Genomic DNA, 17,665 nt, shown 5'->3' on the forward strand with positions numbered 1-17,665 from the left:
CTCCTCTCCCACAGAACAACCTTCGCAATGAACATGTCTGCAAAACAGGATGTCCGTGCCACGACCGCGACATCAGGATAGCTGTGGTTGCCAGACAGGCCAGACCCCTCCAAAGGTCTGAATGTATCGGGATATTGCCTCCACAATATGGACCGTTACAAAATCATGTATTCGGGATACACAGGAAAATTCATGAAATCAACAGTAAATAGACGGATTTATGCAGTTAATTTGTGCGTCTATAAGGTCCATATAGTGGATCATACTTGATGGGAACCCTCATTCCTGATGATCGCCTTGCAGCGCGGCACCTCGTTCAAAGGCCAGTCAGTGCAAATCGTGCCTACCGATTGGAGCAGGTCGCCGGACATCCGGGACGCCTGCGTCGCGTTACAGAGAGCCGGAAAACATGTCTGCCTGTCCTCAAACTGGCGGGGGTTGGAAAAGCCGCGAAGTGACGACCGCTGGGCGCAATGGGAAAAATGACGGTGGCGCGGCTGAGCGCTCCCTGAACGGCAATACAGGCGTTGATTATCTATCGAAACCTTCCCTTGCGGTGGTTTCTTGACCTAACGTTATGCGGCAAGAAACTATGTTCTTTGCGACGTCACCGCTTGGAATTCTTCCTGTCAAGCGCGGGGCGACGCGTCGCCCAGCCTTTCCTTGAAGACTGCGGCGAATGCTGAGCGGACTGATCTGATGCGGCAGGTAAGCGGTTGCTGCATGCGGGGGCGCCCCGGCGTACTACGTTCAGACCAGAGCCAGAATCCGGGCCGGACCACCCGTTCCGCCTCGATGTGCAGGCGCACCGACGACGATTGTCGCGCCCTTTACCGGCAAAGCCTCAAGGTTGTTGAGGCCTTCGATGCCGTAGCGCCCTGCCGGGAGCCAGGAATTGTGAACTGCGAAATCGGCAGAGTTGCCAGGATCAAGCGAGAGCGTGTCGACACCGATTGCGAGCGTATCGTGCTTGAGCAGAAGGTCGGTTGCCGACTTGCCGAAACCGGGGAAGGCAAATTTTCCGGCGTCGTCATTGCGGAAGGAGGGGCTCTTTACTCTGGTTGCCCAGCCGGAGCGCAGAGCGACGATCGAACCTGCCGGGATGTCGCCATTTGCTGATATCCAGCGCTCGATGTCTTCGGCCTCGATCGTGGAATTGGCATCCTCTTTTGCGCGGTCTGTGATGTCTATGACGACCAGCGGCGCGACAAGTTTCTGCGGTTCCAACTGATCGACACTCGCCCCGTCGGCGCTGAAGTGGAAAGGTGCGTCAATATGCGTTCCGGTATGTTCGTAGATCGTGAGTTTATGGAGCTGATAACCATCCTTGGCGATCTGAGCTGCCCATTCATATTCTATGCCCGGTTTGCCATCGAATGTAGGGAATGTGGAATCATATGTATGTGTGAGATCGATGACCTGTCTGGGTGTTTGCGCAAGCACCGGGGCCGCGAGGCTGCCAGCCGTCATCGCCGTTACACCGGCCACGGCGCCCTTGAACAACAAGCGTCGCGACAGCATGTTCTTTTTCACGTTCTCGATCACGCAATGGTTGCACATACCTTAGTCCCTCCAGTGAAAATCCCTTATCGCAACCGTAGCGCAACGATGGAGTGAAGCAAGACATGACCTTCCCTGATTTTTGACCCGTGTCCAGATGGCGGTTTCGGCAACCCGCCGTCCATAGGCAGTACCCGCTTGCCCACCGGCAGGCCGGTCTCCAATATCGTGAAAGGGTGGTGGACAGATTATCCGCTTGCAGCAGGGCGTTGCGCAACGCCATGGTGTTGTCAAAAGGAATGGAAGGAAGAGGTGAATGCGAAAACGGCCGCGGCGGGGCGCCGAGCCGTTTCCTTGAGGTCAGATCGATGAAACCGCACCCAGAAGTCCCGCAAGCGGCGAGGGCTCGTCGGATGTAGCGTCATATACGCATGGCACTGCAAATATCGCCGCAAACACGATGGTGATGACAAGCGCGCGGGCGGAAACCATCGTCTTAAGCGAGAATGAGCGTAACATCGATGTTCCCCCTGGTTGCCTTCGAATAGGGGCAGATTTGGTGGGCATCCTCTATTATCGTCTGCGCGATGGGACGATCGATACCGGGCAGGCTGACAGTGAGGCGAGCCTGCAGAAAGAATTCGCCACCCGTCGTGCCGAGGTCAACCTCCGCATCGACAGTGGTGTCGGCTGGAAGCCGGAGCTGGTGTTTTGCCGCCGCCTTTGTCATGGCGCCGATGAAACATGCCGACCAGCCTGCCGCAAAAAGCTGCTCGGGATTCGTGCCCGGCTTTCCGCTGCCCGGAGGGGAAAGCTTGATGCCAAGCGCGCCATCATCGCTTTGCGCCGATCCGTCGCGCCCACCGGTCGTGTGGGTCTTGCCGGTATAAAGAACAGTCTCGATCTTGGTCACGGGAGGCTCCCTTCATTGTGCCGCTGCTGCGGCGTTTCGTGATAGGAGCTTTGTGACGGATCGGCGTATCCGGTATGTTTCCGGAAACTGCAAAACTGTATCGAAAAGTATCGTTGTTACTGGTCTTCAGACGCCGCCTTTTCGATATTTTGGTGGGAGTTCTGCGGTGGCCAGGCCGGAGGCCCGTTTGGGCGCCTGCGATGGATTGGCGGCTTGCCGTTTTGCCATGGTTTTTTCGCGCATTTTTCAGGTGCTTTGTACCGATAAGGAATGCGTGAGAAAATGACCGGTTGTAAGCGTGTATGAGCTAAGTACAACGTCATCAGGCTCGAAATGGGGCGTTCTTCGGTGCAGCTATGACATAACCTGCATCAAATGCACTTTGGCGGCCGTCTACAGCAGAAGTTGCTTAAAGCATGGCGTTTAGGGGAGGAGATGTGTTGTCTCCACGCGGAACGAACATGCATTGATGGCCAAAACACAGGGTGCGAGAAACACCAAGTAGCCATCAAGATGGCAAGTGCCATCTTGATGGCTACCTTAAATTAAGCTAGATTGGATCCAGACGAAGGAGCACTCAATGGTAACCCCGCAACTATCTGTCCGCAGTTCCAAAGCGCGCGACCTTGCACACAAGCTCGCCCGCCGAGAAAATCGCACGATTGCCGATATCGTCGAGCGCGCGCTCGAAACCTATGAGGCTCGCGAGGCAGGACGTGAACCTGCTGCGAAATTCTATAGTCGTCTTTCATCGCAGTCGGGTACGGATATCGATTTCGACAGTATCATCGATGAAAACAGACGCGCTCACAAAGGCGTCGAGCTTTGATTTTTCTCGACACGAATGTGATGTCGGAGACTTTCAAGAAAGCTCCCGATTCTGCGGTCATAGCATGGCTGGTTCGTCACGACGCCGAATTGGCATTGCCGACGGTTGCAGTTGCTGAGATCGCTTTTGGTATTCAAAAGATCAGGCCAGATCAGCGCGCCGATCGCCTGGAAGAGGGACTTGTGAGCTGGCGTCGCCGGTTCTCCGACAAGATGTTTGCCTTCACGGAAGAAGCAGCATTGGCCTATGGCGATATCATGGGAGACGCTGCGCGGCAGGGGAGGGGGATGTCGGCTCCGGACGGCATGATCGCGGCGATAGCGCGGATCAATGGTGGCCGGTTGGCGACCCGAAACCTCAAAGATTTCGAGACAACAGGGCTCGAATTGATCTCGCCCTGGCAATTCTGACAGTGAGACCCGATCTACAACAATCGGGCCGCTCGCCTGCTTCTCCGTGTAGCACTGTTATAATAGCTGGATGCCTGCTGGACCGATCGGTGGCGTGATTGCTCCATGGCTTCTGGCAAGGGAATTCCGCGGTTGGCAGCCTCGGTCAGATAACCGGACCGCAGGCCGTGCTCCGAAAACTCAGCCGCATCCAATCCCGCCATCTCCGCCCGCTGTTGATGATCGCATTGACCGAGTGCGGATCGAGCGCGCGCTTCGACACGGTGCCCCATCGCCCGCCCGCCCCCCCCCCGAAACATGCCGCGCTCTTGCAACCCCGGGTTCGCGGAGCGGGGCGTGCTGCAAGGCGTATGGCCGACTTGAGGGCAGGGAGGTGAAGGCGACATTGAGGCCGCGCCACTTGATCAGCGTCGACCAGTTCGCCAGCCGCCGGCGCAACGTAGACGGCGCGTGCGTGCCAACGGATTTCAGAAAGCCCTGACGCCGGAGGTTTTCATCGACCGTAGCTGGCATGCCGTGGTCGGGATCTGTTGCGCGTTTTTCCGTGTTCCAGAGGTGATGGCGACAAATTTCAGCAGTAGTGCTTCCGGTGCAGCCCAGGGAAGAGAATTGCCAGTGATCGCCAGCCCCTAGACTTCAAGATAGGCAAGATCGAGGATCAGCGCCCGCAGCGTGTTGTCGCCCATGCCTTGGTTTACGAGATGGCGCAGCGTCTCGACGTCCTGATCAGTAAGCAGCTCGGCGAGCTCGTCGCGACGCTCGAGCGGCAGGACGGACGCGATGGTGTCGAGTTCTTCGGCGGCCGCTCGACGGAGGTTTGTGATGTCGTCGCTCTAGTCACGAGAGGCTCCAGAATCGCGGGTTTCGACGGTCGCTGGGACCGTGATTTGCCCCGATCTGCACGCTGTGAGAATGCTGAGACAGGTTGGCCATGGCCAACGCTCAACCAATTAGCCGAGTCGGTAAGCAGTAACCCACAGGCAGTAGGAACGGGGAACTATGTCCGACACCGTGACGGCAAAGAACGGCAAGTAAAGTCGATCCTATCATTAGGGTTTGGAACGAGGTCACTTGGATTTCACGGCAAATCTTTGTCGTGTCGAGCGAGGGCTGGTTTCCGGGAGATCGCGGCCGCTCATCCGGATAGACATTCGGTCACTTGAACTGCTCTTCGACGCGACGGGTAGAAATCGCTCCGGCCTCGCACTGGGGGAGGTCGAAGCTTCGCGGTGAAATCCAAGATGACATCGGGCGCCTCCAGCGGAATACCTCCTCGTTGTCCTCCCCAGCGATTTCGAAAGTCCATAAATCGGGTCGCTGCCTCAGCACCGCGCTGCGGCATAGAAGCCCGATTATTGCAGCCGTTCTCATGTAGGCTTTTTGCTCGCAGATATTGTGGTCCAAGCACGTCTGTGGTCGCATATAAATCGGTTGCAAACCTGCGGGAACCCGGATCATTACACCTTTTAGATGAATTGCGGGCTAACATCCAGAGTAGTAATTTTGCCCTTAATCGAACTCATTTGGAGGATTCAAAATGACTCGATGGCTTTTTTTATTTGTGTCACTGCTTCTCGGCTTCTCCGCCTTATCGAGTCCTGCTTCGGCCAACAATTGTGGAGAAGTCCTAGTTGATGGCACTAAACAGGTGTCTCAATACAGATACGGAATGTTTTTTCAGCAAATCTTGGCCGCGGAATATACCAGAAAGTCTAGCGCGGAAATTGCCCGGGACCTTGCCGCCAGTGGAGGCTTTGGCTACGGAGGTTTCTCTCTCACCGGCAGCAATGACGAAAAGGATTTTCAACGGTATATCGACGAGATTGGCTCAAAGTTGAACATTTCAACCATCGTCAAGAACGAAAGTTCAATTCTGTTAGCCTCAGGCGACAAGGAAATTTTGAAAAGATGGGCTGAATGTGTAAGGAATGGCGGCTTCACAGCGCGGTTTGAAGTCTACGATGTTGATGATGCCGCCCTTATTTTGGAGTGGCATACATATCCGGTTAAGAAGGGCGTAGACACTACTACGGCGCTTACCGAAGACATCACAATCCCCAAAGGTATTAATGTGACAAGTGGGGATTCATGCAGGAAGAAGGGGACTGTGTTCGAGTCTGGAAAGACTTGCACGATCACGGTCACGCTTCCGAACGGCGCAACGGACTGGCTTGTATCCGTTAACGTAGAGCACGGTTCGGCTCAAGCGTATCTACCAAAACGTCAGGTGCTGCAGCCAGAGGAGGAGACTTGGGTGCCTAGCCCAGGCACGAATGAGGTAGCAATGGTCGGAGTGTATTCCTATGATAATAGCACGGACAGCCCGACAGTCTGTGCGGATCCTAAGAGTGGTTGGGCTTTCCTGTTGTCGACTGTGCAAGCGACACCATGGTATCGAACGGGAAGGTCAGATCCCAGTGGATGCAAGGCCATCGTGGATCCTAAGCTTCACAATCACGTCTGCTGGAGGTCGTCAATGAGAGTGACGGCTGCGAGCGATAATAGCTGCTATGCGACTCTCCACGGGAAGCTCATTCGCTGGAACGTCGTCGATGGTATGGCGCACACACCATCTGGCGAAGTGCTTACTTCGGCTAAGGCCCAAGCCGTAGTTATTCCGGAGCCAGTGGTGATCAAATGATAAGGGATACTTATCGTTGACCTGCGTCCCTCTCAGGCAAAAGCCACCTCGGCTGCAAGCCCGCCGCCTTGCCTGTTATAGAGGCGCACTGAGCCGCCGATTGTTCCGGCGAGCTGCTGCGCGATCGCAAGTCCGAGTCCTGTTCCGCCGGTGTCGCGGTTTCTCGATGTTTCAATCCGGAAAAAGGGCTGCATGGCATTTTGCAGCATCTCGTCGGGGATGCCCGGCCCACGATCGAGCACCGTGATGACCACGGTGCCTTCAGTGCGCCGGTCGACCTTGATTTCCGCACTGCCCCCGAATTTGAGTGCGTTATCTATCAAGTTCGTCAGGATTCTTCGCAGGGCATGTGGCTTTGTCGATACTGTGCCGCGCACCATACCGTCAACCGTGACTGCTTTTCCGGTATCCTGATAGTCGTAAGCTATGCTGTCGATGAAAGAGGCCAGATCGATACGTGAGGATTTCTCGCCATTGCCATGAGCGCTGCGTGCATAAGCGATACCATCCTGTACTAGACGTTCGATTTCACGCAGGTCACTGACCAGCTTTTCCTTTTCCGGCGTATCGTCTGCCATGTCGGCCCGCAACCGCATCCGGGTGATGGGCGTCTGCAGGTCGTGCGAAATCGCCGCAAGAATCTGGACCCGCTCCTCGAGATATTGGGCGACGCGATCGCGCATCGCGTTGAAGGCGCGGGCGGCGTGGACAACTTCGCTTGGGCCGCTCTCACTCATCGGCAACCCCTTTTCCCCCGGATCCAACGCTTCGGCTGCCGCAGCCAGCGCGCTGAGCGGTCTGGTCGTCTGTCGCACTGCAAACCAGGTGCACAGAAGAAGAAGCGCCATCTGCGCGGCGAAGACATAAGGCAGCCACTCCGCTAGCGGCATCACGCCGCGCGGTGTCACGTCAATTGTGAGGGGCGAGCCGTCCGATAGCGTCAGATGCGCCTGAAGCCGCTTGCCGTCGCCGGGAATGGACTCGACCTTGACGGGGAAACGGTGTCCTGCGGCCTCCTCGATCCTCTGCGCAATTTCAGCGCCGCGGCCGGACATGTCGGAAACACCTGGAACACCCGGGCCGAGGACGAGTTGATAATTGCTGCGGCTCAGGCGATGGACCCATTGCGCCCGCTCTTCCGCAGGCAGGCGGTCGATTATTGCGATCGATACAGCCAGATCCTGCTCAAGAGTGCCGAGCATGACCGCCTTTGCCGACATATATCGTTCGGCAAAGAGGATGCTGAACGACAGACCGTAGGCAATGGCGAGGCCCGCAAACAGGATGATGAAAAGTCTGGACCGCAACGAGCGCGGCCACCAGCCGGCGAGCAGGCGTGGGCCGTTCATATCCGCGGCTCCGAAATCTCCACGGGGACCGCAAAGACATAGCCTTCCGCCCGCACCGTCTTGATGTAGACGGGTTCGCGCGCGTCATCCCCCAGCCTTTGGCGCACGCGGCTCACGAGAAGATCGATCGACCGATCGAAAAGTTCGGCACCGCGGCCCTGAGTTAGATTTAACAGCTGGTCCCGGTTGAGGACGCGCTGGGGATGATCGATGAAGACCCTGAGGAGCCGGTATTCGGCGCCGCTCAAGGCCACGGTCGTGCCCTCCCTGTCGAGCAGGTGACGGCCCACCGTGTCGAGGCGCCACTCACCAAAGGTCAGGAGTTGCCCGGCCTCGCTGATCTGCAGATTGGGAGGCAGCATCCGCGTGCGGCGCAGGATGGCTTTGATCCGCGCAAGAAGCTCACGGGCAGCGAAGGGCTTCGACAGATAGTCGTCGGCGCCCATTTCGAGCCCGATAATGCGATCCATCTCGTCATCGCGGGCCGTCAGCATCAGCACCGGCGTGGCTTTGTGTTTCCCCGCCCGCAGCTCTCGGCATAAAACTAGCCCGTCATCGCCAGGCATCATCACGTCGAGCACGATGAGATCGACGGTATTGCCGTCGAGAAAACTTCTCATCTGCCGTCCATCGGCCGCCACGCTCGTACGTAGGCCGTTCTTCTTCAGGTAGCTGGAGACCAGCTCCCGGATTTCCCTGTCGTCGTCCACGACGAGAATATGGTCGATATGGTCCATTGGATGCCTTCGTCGTCCGGACGGTTCGAGTGGCCCGCTACCGCGCGCCCCGCTGTCACATGCAGTAAGACAACGGTTCGCGGGCTTCGGCAAGTTTAAAGCTTTGCGACGTCCAGAACAGCCCTGGCAAAAGCCTCTGGCGCTTCCTGAGGCAGGTTATGGCCGATGCCGCCGCTGATGTTGCGGTGCTGGTATTTGCCGGAAAACTTCGATGCATAGGCGGAAGGGTCCGGATGCGGAGCACCGTTGGCGTCGCCTTCCAAGGTTATCGTCGGCACGGTGATGACGGGAAGTTTCGCAAGCTGGCGCTCGTATTTATCGTACTTGGCTTCCCCGTCTGCCAGTGCCAACCGCCAGCGGTAGTTATGGATGGTGATGGCCACATGGTCGGGATTGTCGAATGCGGTGGCCGAACGATTGAAGGTCTCGTTACTGAATTTCCAGGTCGGAGATGCCGTCTGCCAGATCAGGCGCACGAAGTCGCGGGTGTTCGCTGCGTAACCCGCACGGCCGCGTTCAGTCGCGAAATAGAACTGATACCACCAGGAGAGTTCCGCCTTGGGCGGAAGCGGCTTCCTGTTGATCTCCTGGCTGCCGATGAGATAGCCGCTGACCGACACGAGCCCGGTGCAACGTTCGGGCCAGAGTGCGGCCATGATGTCGGCGGTGCGAGCGCCCCAGTCATAACCGGCCACGACGGCCTGCTTGACGCCTAGTGCGTCGAGAAAGGCGATCATGTCGACCGCAAGCGCCGCCTGCTGTCCATTGCGTGCCGTGTCGTCCGAGAGAAAACGGGTCGTGCCATATCCGCGCAGATAGGGGATGAGCACCCGATATCCAGCCGATGCAAGGATGGGCGCGACATCGACATAGCTGTAGATGTCGTAGGGCCATCCGTGCAGCAGCAGCGCGACCGGGCCGTCTGCGGGGCCAGCTTCTGCGTAACCGACGCTGAGTACACCCGCTTCAACCTGCTTCAGGGCGCCAAAGGAGGTGGCTCCGTCGCGTCCGGTTGACGGCTGAGGCGAAGGCGCTTCGCCCTTGGCATGAGCAAGGCCTACTGAAGCGAATTCGACGGCGGCAACCGTCATTGCGGCAATGCCAAAGAAGCGGCGGCGCTGGAAATTGATCTCGGAAGTCATTGGCTGTCTCTCCTGTCCGTGTTGGATGCCGGGCAGGTAACAGGGTGCGTGTATCGTCGATGTGTCCCAAGGGAGGCGACTGTGAATGGTTTTGTAGCAGGGTGCATTCCGGATACAGACTGATACATTTGTCTCGCCCTTCCAACGCAAACAGCCGCCCCAGCATCCGGGGCGGCTGCATTTGATCTTACCGAGGTGCGCTTACTTTGAGGATTGCCGGGCGGCCTGTTCGATGACGTCTGCAACCTTATCGGGCTGGGAGGCGAAGACCGCATGGCTTGCCGCAATTTCGGTCACCGCGCTGCCGGCGCGCTTTGCCATGTCACGCTCGAGATCGGGGTTGATCGACCTGTCCTGCGTCGCGACGATCGACCAGCTTTTCTTTGTTTTCCAGGCGGGTTCGCCGGCTTTGGCGGCAAAGGCGGCCTTGGCGGCGAAGACCTGACTGCTTGCCATGAATGTCGCGTCCTCACGCGGAAGATCGCTGGCGAAATCTTGTCCAAAGACGGCCGGATCGAGATAAAGGAACGCGCCATCCTTCGTTGGCTTGATGCCGTTGCCGGCCGGCGGTTTGGAGCCGGCGAGGTCGAGAAGGCTCTCTCCCTTCTCCGGCTGGAAGGCGGCGACATAGACCAGCCCGGCCACGTCCGGTCGATTGCCGGCTTCCGAAATCACCATGCCGCCGTAGCTGTGCCCGACGAGCAGGCTCGGGCCCTGCTGGAGATCGAGGACACGGTTGGTGGCCGCCACATCATCGGCAAGCGAGGTGATGGGCTCCTGCACGATCGTGACGTTGAAACCGCGACTTTGAAGAATCTCTGTCGTCCGGCGCCAGGCCGAACCATCGGCCAGCGCGCCATGGACTATGACGATATTCTTCACCTCTGCCGCCTGTGCGGCAAAAGCGATCAGTGCGGTTGCGACGGCAAGCGCGAATTTTGGCATGAGACGACGGTGCATCATGTTTTTCCTTTGGTTTAATGTGAAAGGGAAGGAAAATGCAGGTTCAGCCGAACGTGAAGGCATAGGCCTGCACGCCGGGGTCGAGGAAGCGGATGGCAAAGGTTCTCGCTTCGACGGTGCCGGACTGGCGGACGAGCTGGTAAAGACGGGTTGAGGTGACAACGCCGTTGCCTTCGGCGTCCGTGTCGGCGCCGTGATCCGCACCCGGCGGATGCCCATCGATGGTGACCTGGAAACGAACCGGTTTTCCGGCGCTTGCCGGCCCAAGGACCAGATGCAGGTCACGGGCGCTGAAGCGATAAGTGATGCCGCCATCAGCCGCATCAAGTGTGGCCGCTTCCGCGCCAACCGTCCAGGTACCGGAAAGTCCCCATTCGTTGAGGGAAGGCGTCGTGACGGAGTAGTCGCGCGGCGTGTCCGCGCGCACCGCCTCGTTGGATGCAAAATTCTCAGCCTGTCGGTAGCCGATATAGGTTTCGCCGGAGCGCATGTGCCCGATATCCGCACCTGCTTCAGCCCCTGTCGCCTCCGGGCTCACCGGTGCACTGGAGGAAGCGCTACTGCCGGCTTCACGCAGCAGGTCCTGGATCGCCTCTTCGGTCTGCCGATAATTGCCTTCGCCGAAATGGTGATAGCGAATCTGGCCCTTGGCATCGATCAGGTAATGCGCCGGCCAGTAGCTGTTATCAAAGGCGCGCCAGATCTTGTAATCATTATCGATTGCCACCGGGTAATCGATCTTGAAGCCGGCGACGGCCTGCCTGACATTGTCGATCTTCTTTTCAAAGGCGAATTCGGGGGCGTGGACACCGATGACGACGAGGCCCTGATCGCGGTATTTGTCTGCCCAGGCCCGCACATAGGGAATGGTGCGGATGCAGTTGATGCAGGAATAAGTCCAGAAGTCGATGAGGACGACCTTGCCACGCAATTGCTCGCGCGTGAGCGGCGGGGAATTGAGCCACTCGACGGCGCCGTCGAGGGATGGAGCCTTGCCCTCAACCGGCAGCTCTGACCGGGCCGCGGTAGCGCTGGCGCTGGCACCCGCCGCCGTCGCCGCTTCAGGCGCTTTGGCGGTGTGGAGCCGATCGAGCACCTGCTGTTCGAAGGATGCCGTGCTCGCATAGGAAATCTGCGACAGGAAACCCGTATCCAGACCGAGCGCGATGACCGTGACGCCGGCAAGCACCGCCGCGCCAAGCACTTGGCGGATCCGCTCGCTAAAACCCAGAGACCGCTTCATACCCGCAAATACCCGGCCACCGACGAGGATGGCAACGGCAAGGGATGTCGCAGCCCCGGCGGCATAGGCGGCAAGCAGCAGGCTCGTTTCCAGATTGGCCCCCTTCAGGGCCGCCCCCGTCAGGACAAGCCCGAGGATTGGTCCTGCGCAGGGTGCCCATAAAAGGCCCGTGGCGATGCCGAGTATCAGCGAGCCCGCAATCGTCGGTACTGACCCGGGCTTGCCGGCAGCATTGGCGAGCCGGTTACCGAGTTCAACGACCGGGCGGGTGATGATGCTGGCCGCGCGGGGCGAAATCAGGCCGACACCGAAGACCGCAAGCAGCGCAAGAGCCGCGAGCCGGCCATATTCATTGGCGCTGATCGCCCAGTTCCCGCCAACAGCGGCAAGCGTGGCGACGGCGCAAAAGGTTGCCGCCATTCCCGTAAGCAGTGGCAGCGTGCTGCGCAGGAACGGTTGCCCCGCCCGCGCAAAAACGAAGGGAAGGATGGGCAGGATACAGGGGCTGAGAATTGTCAGCGCCCCTCCGAGATAGGCAATGACCAGAAACGTCATCATCGTGTCCTTTCAGGCAGGAGTTCGGGGCTCCGGGCGGCGAAGGCGACCCGGCGATGGCGCCAATCTCTCGGCCTCACGTATCCCTGATGTGTCCGGGCTTCGGTGAATTTGTAATCGAGTGTAGAGGCCGCCTTTCCGCGAACAGTCGCGAAGGCGAAATCGCCCGAGCCCCGGCATCGGTTACGGTGCATATCGCGTGAAGACGAAATCATGGTCCTTGACGTTGCCCTCGTGGCAGGAGAGGCACGTCTCATGCTGGGCAGCATCCACCGGCTTGCCGTTGACAAACCGCCCGAAGCCCCAGCCGTGGCTGGCGGAATATTTCCTGGAGTCTTTCACCATCACCTGCACGGTGGTTGCCGCGCCCGGAACCGTGGCCGGCGGAAACTCCGTGGATTGCTGCCGCTTATAGGCGAGCTTCACCAGTATCGAGCCGTCGGGAAAGGGCAGGGTTCCGCTCTTGTAGGCGTCGACGGCGATATCGTTTGCCAGAACAGCGCGAAGCTCGTCCAGCGGCGGCGCTTCCTGCGCGGGCGAGATGAACTTCCAGTCACGATATCCTCCAGGAAGCGTGACACCATAGATGGGAGAAGCAAGTTCCGGCGGCGTGTCCGCTGAGCTCGAATAAACGGTTCCAAAACCTGCTGCCGCACCCGATAGGGCGACGGCGAAGAAAATCTGCCTCTTCATGGGAAATCCTGCCTGATCCGAAATAGATCAGGCAATGATCTGCCCTGCAGGTATCCGGCATGTTTCCTGAAACCCGCATTTATGTATCAGATCGTAGCGCTGCGCAGTGCCCCCGGAGGCATGTCACGCTCAAAGGCCGGCGAGCACGCTCACGTCATCGTCTTTGGGAGCTTCCAGCGCGCCCCTTATTGCTTCCTGGATCTCGTCCTCAATTGCCTTCCTCTCGTCGGGCGGCATGGCGGCAAGGTCGCCTTCGGACAATCCCCGCGCCTCCAGATATTGGGCCCGGATTCTCTCGCCAAGGCTCATATTTGCCCAGCGGCTAAGCTCGGCCTCATCGGAGCCTGTTCCGCCGCCCTCAAGCGAGGTCTCTTCTATTCCGCCATCTTGCCCCCGGAGTGACCAGAGTGCGTTGGCAAGATTGGAGGAGAGCGAAGGCGCGGCGCCCCCTCCGATCAACGATGCCGACCGTTCGGGTGTGGGATCGGGCATGGCCTGGGAAACGTCCTGTGGCCGCGGGCGTATGTAAAGCGAGGCGGTGGAGCCAATTCGATCGATTGCAGACATGGTATATCTCCTTCCGTCGCAATCTGGTTCGGGTGGCTTGTGTCTGGCTGGTCATGCTGCTTGCCTGCGTTCGGCGACGTCTCTTTGCCGACCACGAGCACATTTTTTTCGTCACCTCGCCGGGGGAAATTGCGCAAAATCGTTCCGAAGCAACGAGAAGTCGTGAAACTTTTTGGAGCGCGGCGAGTTTGGTGAAGGAGCAATCAGCTCGCATGTCCCACTGCATATAATCGCCGCTACGCGGAGGATTGATCGTCCATTCGGAGGAGATCGCATGAATTCCATCATCTATCTAGTCGGCCTCGTCGTCGTCGTCCTGTTCATCCTCTCATTGTTGGGGCTACGCTGATGGTTGATCCAACGGGTATCGAAACGAATCCAAACCGCAGCTATGTGGATTGGCCAGCGATTTTCGCCGGTGCCGTCATTTCCTCGGGCGCCATGGCCATTCTCACCGCATTTGCGGGCGGCCTGGGCCTGAGTTCAATCTCGGCGGACAATGGCGGCGAGGTCAGCACAGTCTGGCTCATCATAACCGCGCTCTTCGTCATCATTTCCATGGTCGGCTCCTACATGCTGGGTGGCTATATTGCCGGCCGCATGCGTCGGCCTGCCGGCGCTGCCGACAGAAACGAACTGACGGTCCGCGATGGTGTGAATGGCCTGGTCGTGTGGGGCCTCGGCACGGTTGTCTCGGCGTTTCTTGCGCTCGGCGTGCTGTCCGGTGGCGCCAAAGCTGTCGGCAGCGTGGCGCAGACCGCTGTCGAGGCAACGGGTTCCGCAGTCGGTGGCGCCGTTCAGGGTGCTGGCCAACTGGCGGGTGGCATTATTTCCGGCGCTGGCAGTGCAGCAGGTGGTCTGGCGCAAGGCGCCGGTCAGGCTGCAGCACCCAGCATCGAGCAAATGCTTCCGCAGGGCCTGAAAGCCAATCCAATCGACTATTTCACGGATAGTCTTTTGAGAACCGATGCGCCCGCCGCCCCTCTGACGGGTGACCAGAGCGCCGGCGATTATCAGCGCCAGATCAGCGGCATCCTCGGAAATCTTCTTGCAACCGGTGAGATATCTGATGCCGATAAGACATGGCTTGCCAACCAGGTCGCTGCCCGCACAAACATCAGCCAGACGGATGCGCAAACGCGCGTAAACCAGACGGTTGAACGCGTGCAGGCCGTCAGGGCGGAAGCGCAGAAGAAGGTCGATGAAGCGCAGAAGCAGGTAGAGACCGTGAAGGCTGAGGCGCAGAAGGCATTGGACGACGCCAAGACCAAAGCTGCGGATGCTGCAGAAAAAGCGCGTGTCGCAGGCATTCTGACTGCGTTCCTTCTGGCCGCTTCCGCACTCGTTTCCGCTGCCGCTGCCTATATCGGCGCAGTACACGGTGGCCGCCACAGAGACGAAGGCCGTATCTGGGGTGGTCTTTCCTACCGCAAGTAATCAGAGCGACGGCAAGAAATATCGGCTTTTCACAAATGTCCTTCCCGGACCAAATTCCGGGCAGGACTTTCGTTTTAGGTATCTGCCGTCACGGACAGGGTCAATCGCGACGCTGCAGCAAGGCAAGTGCGACCGTGGACGCCGCCAGGATAGCGGTCAGCGCCAGCGGCGCAGTGGCACCGTAGGAATCCACGATATAGCCGCCGACAACCGCCCCGATACTGATAGCCACCTGGAAAGAAACAACCATCAGGCTGCCTGCCGCTTCCAGAGCATCGGGTGCGCCGCGGGAAAGGTTGGTCGGCAGCACCACGGGCGCCATGCCGAAGGCAAGGCCCCAAAGCGCGACGAGCGCGAATGCGGCACCGCTATGAATACCCCATAGGACGAGGGCGATTGTTGCAAATGCCATCAGGGCGGCGGTAACGATGAGCGCGAGGCGGATACTGGTGTCTGCCATGCGGCCTCCCAGCACATTACCGATCACGGAAGCAACGCCAAAGCCTAGCAGGGCGAGAGCAATCGGCGTGGTCTCAAGCAGCGTCACCTGTTCGAGGAACGGACGCACATAGACCGAACCGGCAAAATGCCCCGTCATCAGCAACAGGATGGCAAGCATCCCCAGCTGAACGCTGCGCCGCCGCGTCAGGCGGAAAACGTCGGAAAGACTGTTGCTCGTACTTGCCGGCAGCGAGGGCAGGCTGAATATTTGCAGTAGCATGGCAATGACGGCAAGCCCCGCCGTCATCGACATGGCAATGCGCCATCCCACCCAGTCGCTGATCAAGGCGCCCATGGAGGGAGCCGCAATGGTGGCGAGCGAAACGCCGAGTGTGACGATAGCCATGCCGCGCCCGGTCGAATTCGCGCCAACGAGCCGCGCCACGACAGCAACCGAAAGCGCCCAGAAGCCGCTGAGCGCAATACCCAGTCCGGCCCGGCCGACCAGCAATAGCCAGAAATCGGCAGCAACTGATGCGAGAATGTTGGAGCCAATCGCCAGCGCACTAAGACCGACAAGCACGGTCTTGCGGTTCAGTTTGCCGATGAGAACATTGCTCAGCAAAGCCGTTACAGCGCCCACGGAAGCGGTCGCCGTGACGACCTGCCCGGCCGTACCCTCCGTAATGCCGAGATCGCGCGCCATGGGCGTCAACAATCCCGCTGGCAGAAACTCGGCCGATACCAGCGCAAAGCTGGTGGCTGCCATCGAAAGAACCGCAAACCAGGTTGCGGCGGTCCATGCGGGTTCCTCTGCGGCCTCCAGGCCAATCGTTGACCCATCAAATTCTGATGTCGTGTCCGTCATGGTGTCTCTCCTTGCGTTGGGAGAGTTTTAAACGAATTTTTTCGGATGATATGTATCTAAAAATCCGAAATTCATACCAATTCCTCCGAAATTTGTGCGCTGCACAATCTTTCTTGCGCACTGCGCGGGCCGGATTATCCCACGTGTCCGTGCCATCCTTCTTTGCCTTGCGATCCCAAGGGAACAAAAGCTTGATGAGGCCATTAGCCAACGCACTCTCCGAATCCACCGATGTACCTGCGTATACGGAGTGGAAGCGGGAGATACTCAGCCGGTAGAATCAGCCAGCATCCTTTCCGTCGCCGCCCCTAGCGACAGACTTGAAAAGCTCTTTGTCAGACTCGATGCCGGGCATTTCGACGGGCTCATGTACCGCGTGCACGGCTTCCGCCCCTCGTCCTTGCATTTATACCATTGGATAATGCCTAGAGGCATAGCCCCGACGCTTGTTGATCGGGCTTTCGTCAGCAATCTGGCTGAGGGCTTTCGCGGCCATTGCGAGGATTGTGTGCATCCTCTCATCAGCATTACCAACGATGAGGTATTCGATCAGGACACAGTCCTCGATATCCATGAACACTTTACCGACACAGGCGGCGCGAGTGATCGTATCTTCTGGCTCTTCGCCTTGATCGGAAAGCGGCTCTCACCGCGACTGCGCGATCTCAAAGACCGGAAGTTCCACATGCTAGAAAAGAGCGGTGCATATCCGGCGCTGTCGAACCACATCGGGGCGCCGATCAATACCAGTCTGATCCTCGATCGTTGGGACGATCTGCTCCATCTCGCGGCGTCGATAACGACGTGGTGCGTGATTCCGTCTACCATACTCAAGAGGCTGTCTGCGTCGCCTGAGCAAAGCCATCTTGCGAGTGCGCTCCGCGACCTCGGCCGTATCGAAAGGTCGCTCTTCATGATCGAATGGTACTCAAGTCCACCACTACGGCGGAGATGCCGAGCCGGTCTCAACAAGGGCGAGGCCGCCCATAAGATGAAACGGGCCGTGTTCTTCCACGAGCGGGGCGATATCCGCGACCGGTCGTTCGAGAGCCAAGCATTCCGCGCCTCAGGGCTCAATCTCGTCGTCAGTGCAATCGTGCACTTGGAATACGGTCTATCTTGATCGCGCGGTCACACACCTGAAATGTGCGGGAAGAGACATTCCTGATACTCCGTTGAAGCACATCTCGCCGCTGAGTTGGGAACATATCAACCTTACAGGCATCCACACTTGGGATGCCGAACATCAGATGCCCAACGGATTGCGACCGCTCCGTCTACCCGTCGGTCTACGGCGGGTCGATAAGTTCTCATACCGTTCGCCATTAGCGTACGATTTTGCACTGCTCTTGTTCCGACCCCGACTAAGGCATCCCC

At 58.6% G+C, this 17,665-nt stretch carries 15 protein-coding genes and 2 pseudogenes; 5 read left to right on the plus strand and 12 right to left on the minus strand.

Annotated features, from left to right (window positions below; translation table 11 throughout):
• Positions 1 to 750: 750 nt before the first annotated feature.
• From AC5SEO_RS04950 to AC5SEO_RS04960, 3 genes are all read right to left on the minus strand, one after another.
• A complete protein-coding gene (locus AC5SEO_RS04950; protein WP_495363772.1) occupies positions 751 to 1,560 on the minus strand; it encodes a cyclase family protein in 810 nt (269 codons plus the stop codon).
• Between the two features lie 300 nt (positions 1,561 to 1,860).
• The gene (locus AC5SEO_RS04955) at positions 1,861 to 2,019 is read right to left on the minus strand and encodes a hypothetical protein (protein ID WP_162705506.1); all 159 of its coding nucleotides are present in this window, start codon (positions 2,017 to 2,019) and stop codon (positions 1,861 to 1,863) included.
• On the minus strand, positions 1,997 to 2,413 hold the full coding sequence (locus AC5SEO_RS04960) for an organic hydroperoxide resistance protein (RefSeq protein WP_065705489.1): 417 nt from the start codon (positions 2,411 to 2,413) through the stop codon (positions 1,997 to 1,999). The genes AC5SEO_RS04955 and AC5SEO_RS04960 overlap by 23 nt, the downstream gene beginning before the upstream one ends.
• Before the next feature lie 580 nt (positions 2,414 to 2,993).
• Between AC5SEO_RS04960 and AC5SEO_RS04965 the strand changes: the two genes are divergently transcribed.
• Together AC5SEO_RS04965 and AC5SEO_RS04970 are read left to right on the plus strand one after the other, a co-directional pair.
• Positions 2,994 to 3,242: a type II toxin-antitoxin system VapB family antitoxin gene (locus AC5SEO_RS04965; RefSeq protein ID WP_006313527.1), complete on the plus strand. Its 249-nt coding sequence runs from the start codon at positions 2,994 to 2,996 to the stop codon at positions 3,240 to 3,242.
• Positions 3,239 to 3,652 carry a type II toxin-antitoxin system VapC family toxin gene (locus AC5SEO_RS04970; RefSeq protein ID WP_112401659.1) on the plus strand — a complete coding sequence of 138 codons (414 nt, stop codon included), beginning with the start codon at positions 3,239 to 3,241 and terminating at the stop codon, positions 3,650 to 3,652. The genes AC5SEO_RS04965 and AC5SEO_RS04970 overlap by 4 nt, the downstream gene beginning before the upstream one ends.
• A gap of 14 nt (positions 3,653 to 3,666) precedes the next feature.
• Here AC5SEO_RS04970 and AC5SEO_RS04975 read toward each other — a convergent pair.
• A pseudogene (locus tag AC5SEO_RS04975) lies at positions 3,667 to 4,493 on the minus strand (site-specific integrase).
• Positions 4,494 to 5,189: 696 nt separating this feature from the next.
• On the opposite strand from AC5SEO_RS04975, the gene AC5SEO_RS04980 reads away from it, so the two are divergent.
• Positions 5,190 to 6,293, plus strand: a complete 1,104-nt coding sequence (locus AC5SEO_RS04980) for a hypothetical protein (RefSeq protein WP_495363773.1) — start codon at positions 5,190 to 5,192, stop codon at positions 6,291 to 6,293.
• Positions 6,294 to 6,325: 32 nt separating this feature from the next.
• On the opposite strand, the gene AC5SEO_RS04985 is transcribed toward AC5SEO_RS04980, so the two are convergent.
• The 7 genes from AC5SEO_RS04985 to AC5SEO_RS05015 form a co-directional block, all read right to left on the minus strand.
• On the minus strand, positions 6,326 to 7,642 hold the full coding sequence (locus AC5SEO_RS04985; RefSeq protein WP_174003033.1) for an ATP-binding protein: 1,317 nt from the start codon (positions 7,640 to 7,642) through the stop codon (positions 6,326 to 6,328).
• Positions 7,639 to 8,379, minus strand: coding sequence for a response regulator (locus AC5SEO_RS04990; RefSeq protein ID WP_495363774.1), 741 nt, complete (start codon positions 8,377 to 8,379; stop codon positions 7,639 to 7,641). Before AC5SEO_RS04990 ends, AC5SEO_RS04985 begins: the two co-directional genes overlap by 4 nt.
• Positions 8,380 to 8,474: 95 nt before the next feature.
• Complete coding sequence (locus AC5SEO_RS04995) at positions 8,475 to 9,521, minus strand: alpha/beta fold hydrolase (RefSeq protein ID WP_174003027.1); 1,047 nt, start codon at positions 9,519 to 9,521, stop codon at positions 8,475 to 8,477.
• Between the two features lie 201 nt (positions 9,522 to 9,722).
• The gene (locus AC5SEO_RS05000) at positions 9,723 to 10,481 is read right to left on the minus strand and encodes an alpha/beta fold hydrolase (RefSeq protein WP_174037470.1); all 759 of its coding nucleotides are present in this window, start codon (positions 10,479 to 10,481) and stop codon (positions 9,723 to 9,725) included.
• Positions 10,482 to 10,527: 46 nt separating this feature from the next.
• Positions 10,528 to 12,282, minus strand: coding sequence for a cytochrome c biogenesis protein DipZ (locus AC5SEO_RS05005; RefSeq protein WP_495363775.1), 1,755 nt, complete (start codon positions 12,280 to 12,282; stop codon positions 10,528 to 10,530).
• Between the two features lie 183 nt (positions 12,283 to 12,465).
• The gene (locus AC5SEO_RS05010) at positions 12,466 to 12,975 is read right to left on the minus strand and encodes a cytochrome P460 family protein (RefSeq protein ID WP_495363776.1); all 510 of its coding nucleotides are present in this window, start codon (positions 12,973 to 12,975) and stop codon (positions 12,466 to 12,468) included.
• 129 nt (positions 12,976 to 13,104) lie between these two features.
• A complete protein-coding gene (locus AC5SEO_RS05015) occupies positions 13,105 to 13,542 on the minus strand; it encodes a DUF2268 domain-containing putative Zn-dependent protease (RefSeq protein WP_142851505.1) in 438 nt (145 codons plus the stop codon).
• Positions 13,543 to 13,890: 348 nt separating this feature from the next.
• Here AC5SEO_RS05015 and AC5SEO_RS05020 point away from each other — a divergent pair, with 348 nt between their 5' ends.
• Positions 13,891 to 14,979, plus strand: a complete 1,089-nt coding sequence (locus tag AC5SEO_RS05020) for a hypothetical protein (protein ID WP_065705499.1) — start codon at positions 13,891 to 13,893, stop codon at positions 14,977 to 14,979.
• 100 nt (positions 14,980 to 15,079) lie between these two features.
• Here AC5SEO_RS05020 and AC5SEO_RS05025 read toward each other — a convergent pair whose 3' ends face one another.
• Positions 15,080 to 16,288 carry an MFS transporter gene (locus tag AC5SEO_RS05025; RefSeq protein ID WP_013761216.1) on the minus strand — a complete coding sequence of 403 codons (1,209 nt, stop codon included), beginning with the start codon at positions 16,286 to 16,288 and terminating at the stop codon, positions 15,080 to 15,082.
• Positions 16,289 to 16,823: 535 nt separating this feature from the next.
• Here AC5SEO_RS05025 and AC5SEO_RS05030 point away from each other — a divergent pair.
• Positions 16,824 to 17,586, plus strand: a pseudogene (locus tag AC5SEO_RS05030) (Tn3 family transposase); the annotation flags it as partial.
• Positions 17,587 to 17,665 lie beyond the last annotated feature (79 nt).

The sequence above is a fragment of the Agrobacterium sp. K11 genome (assembly GCF_059429395.1).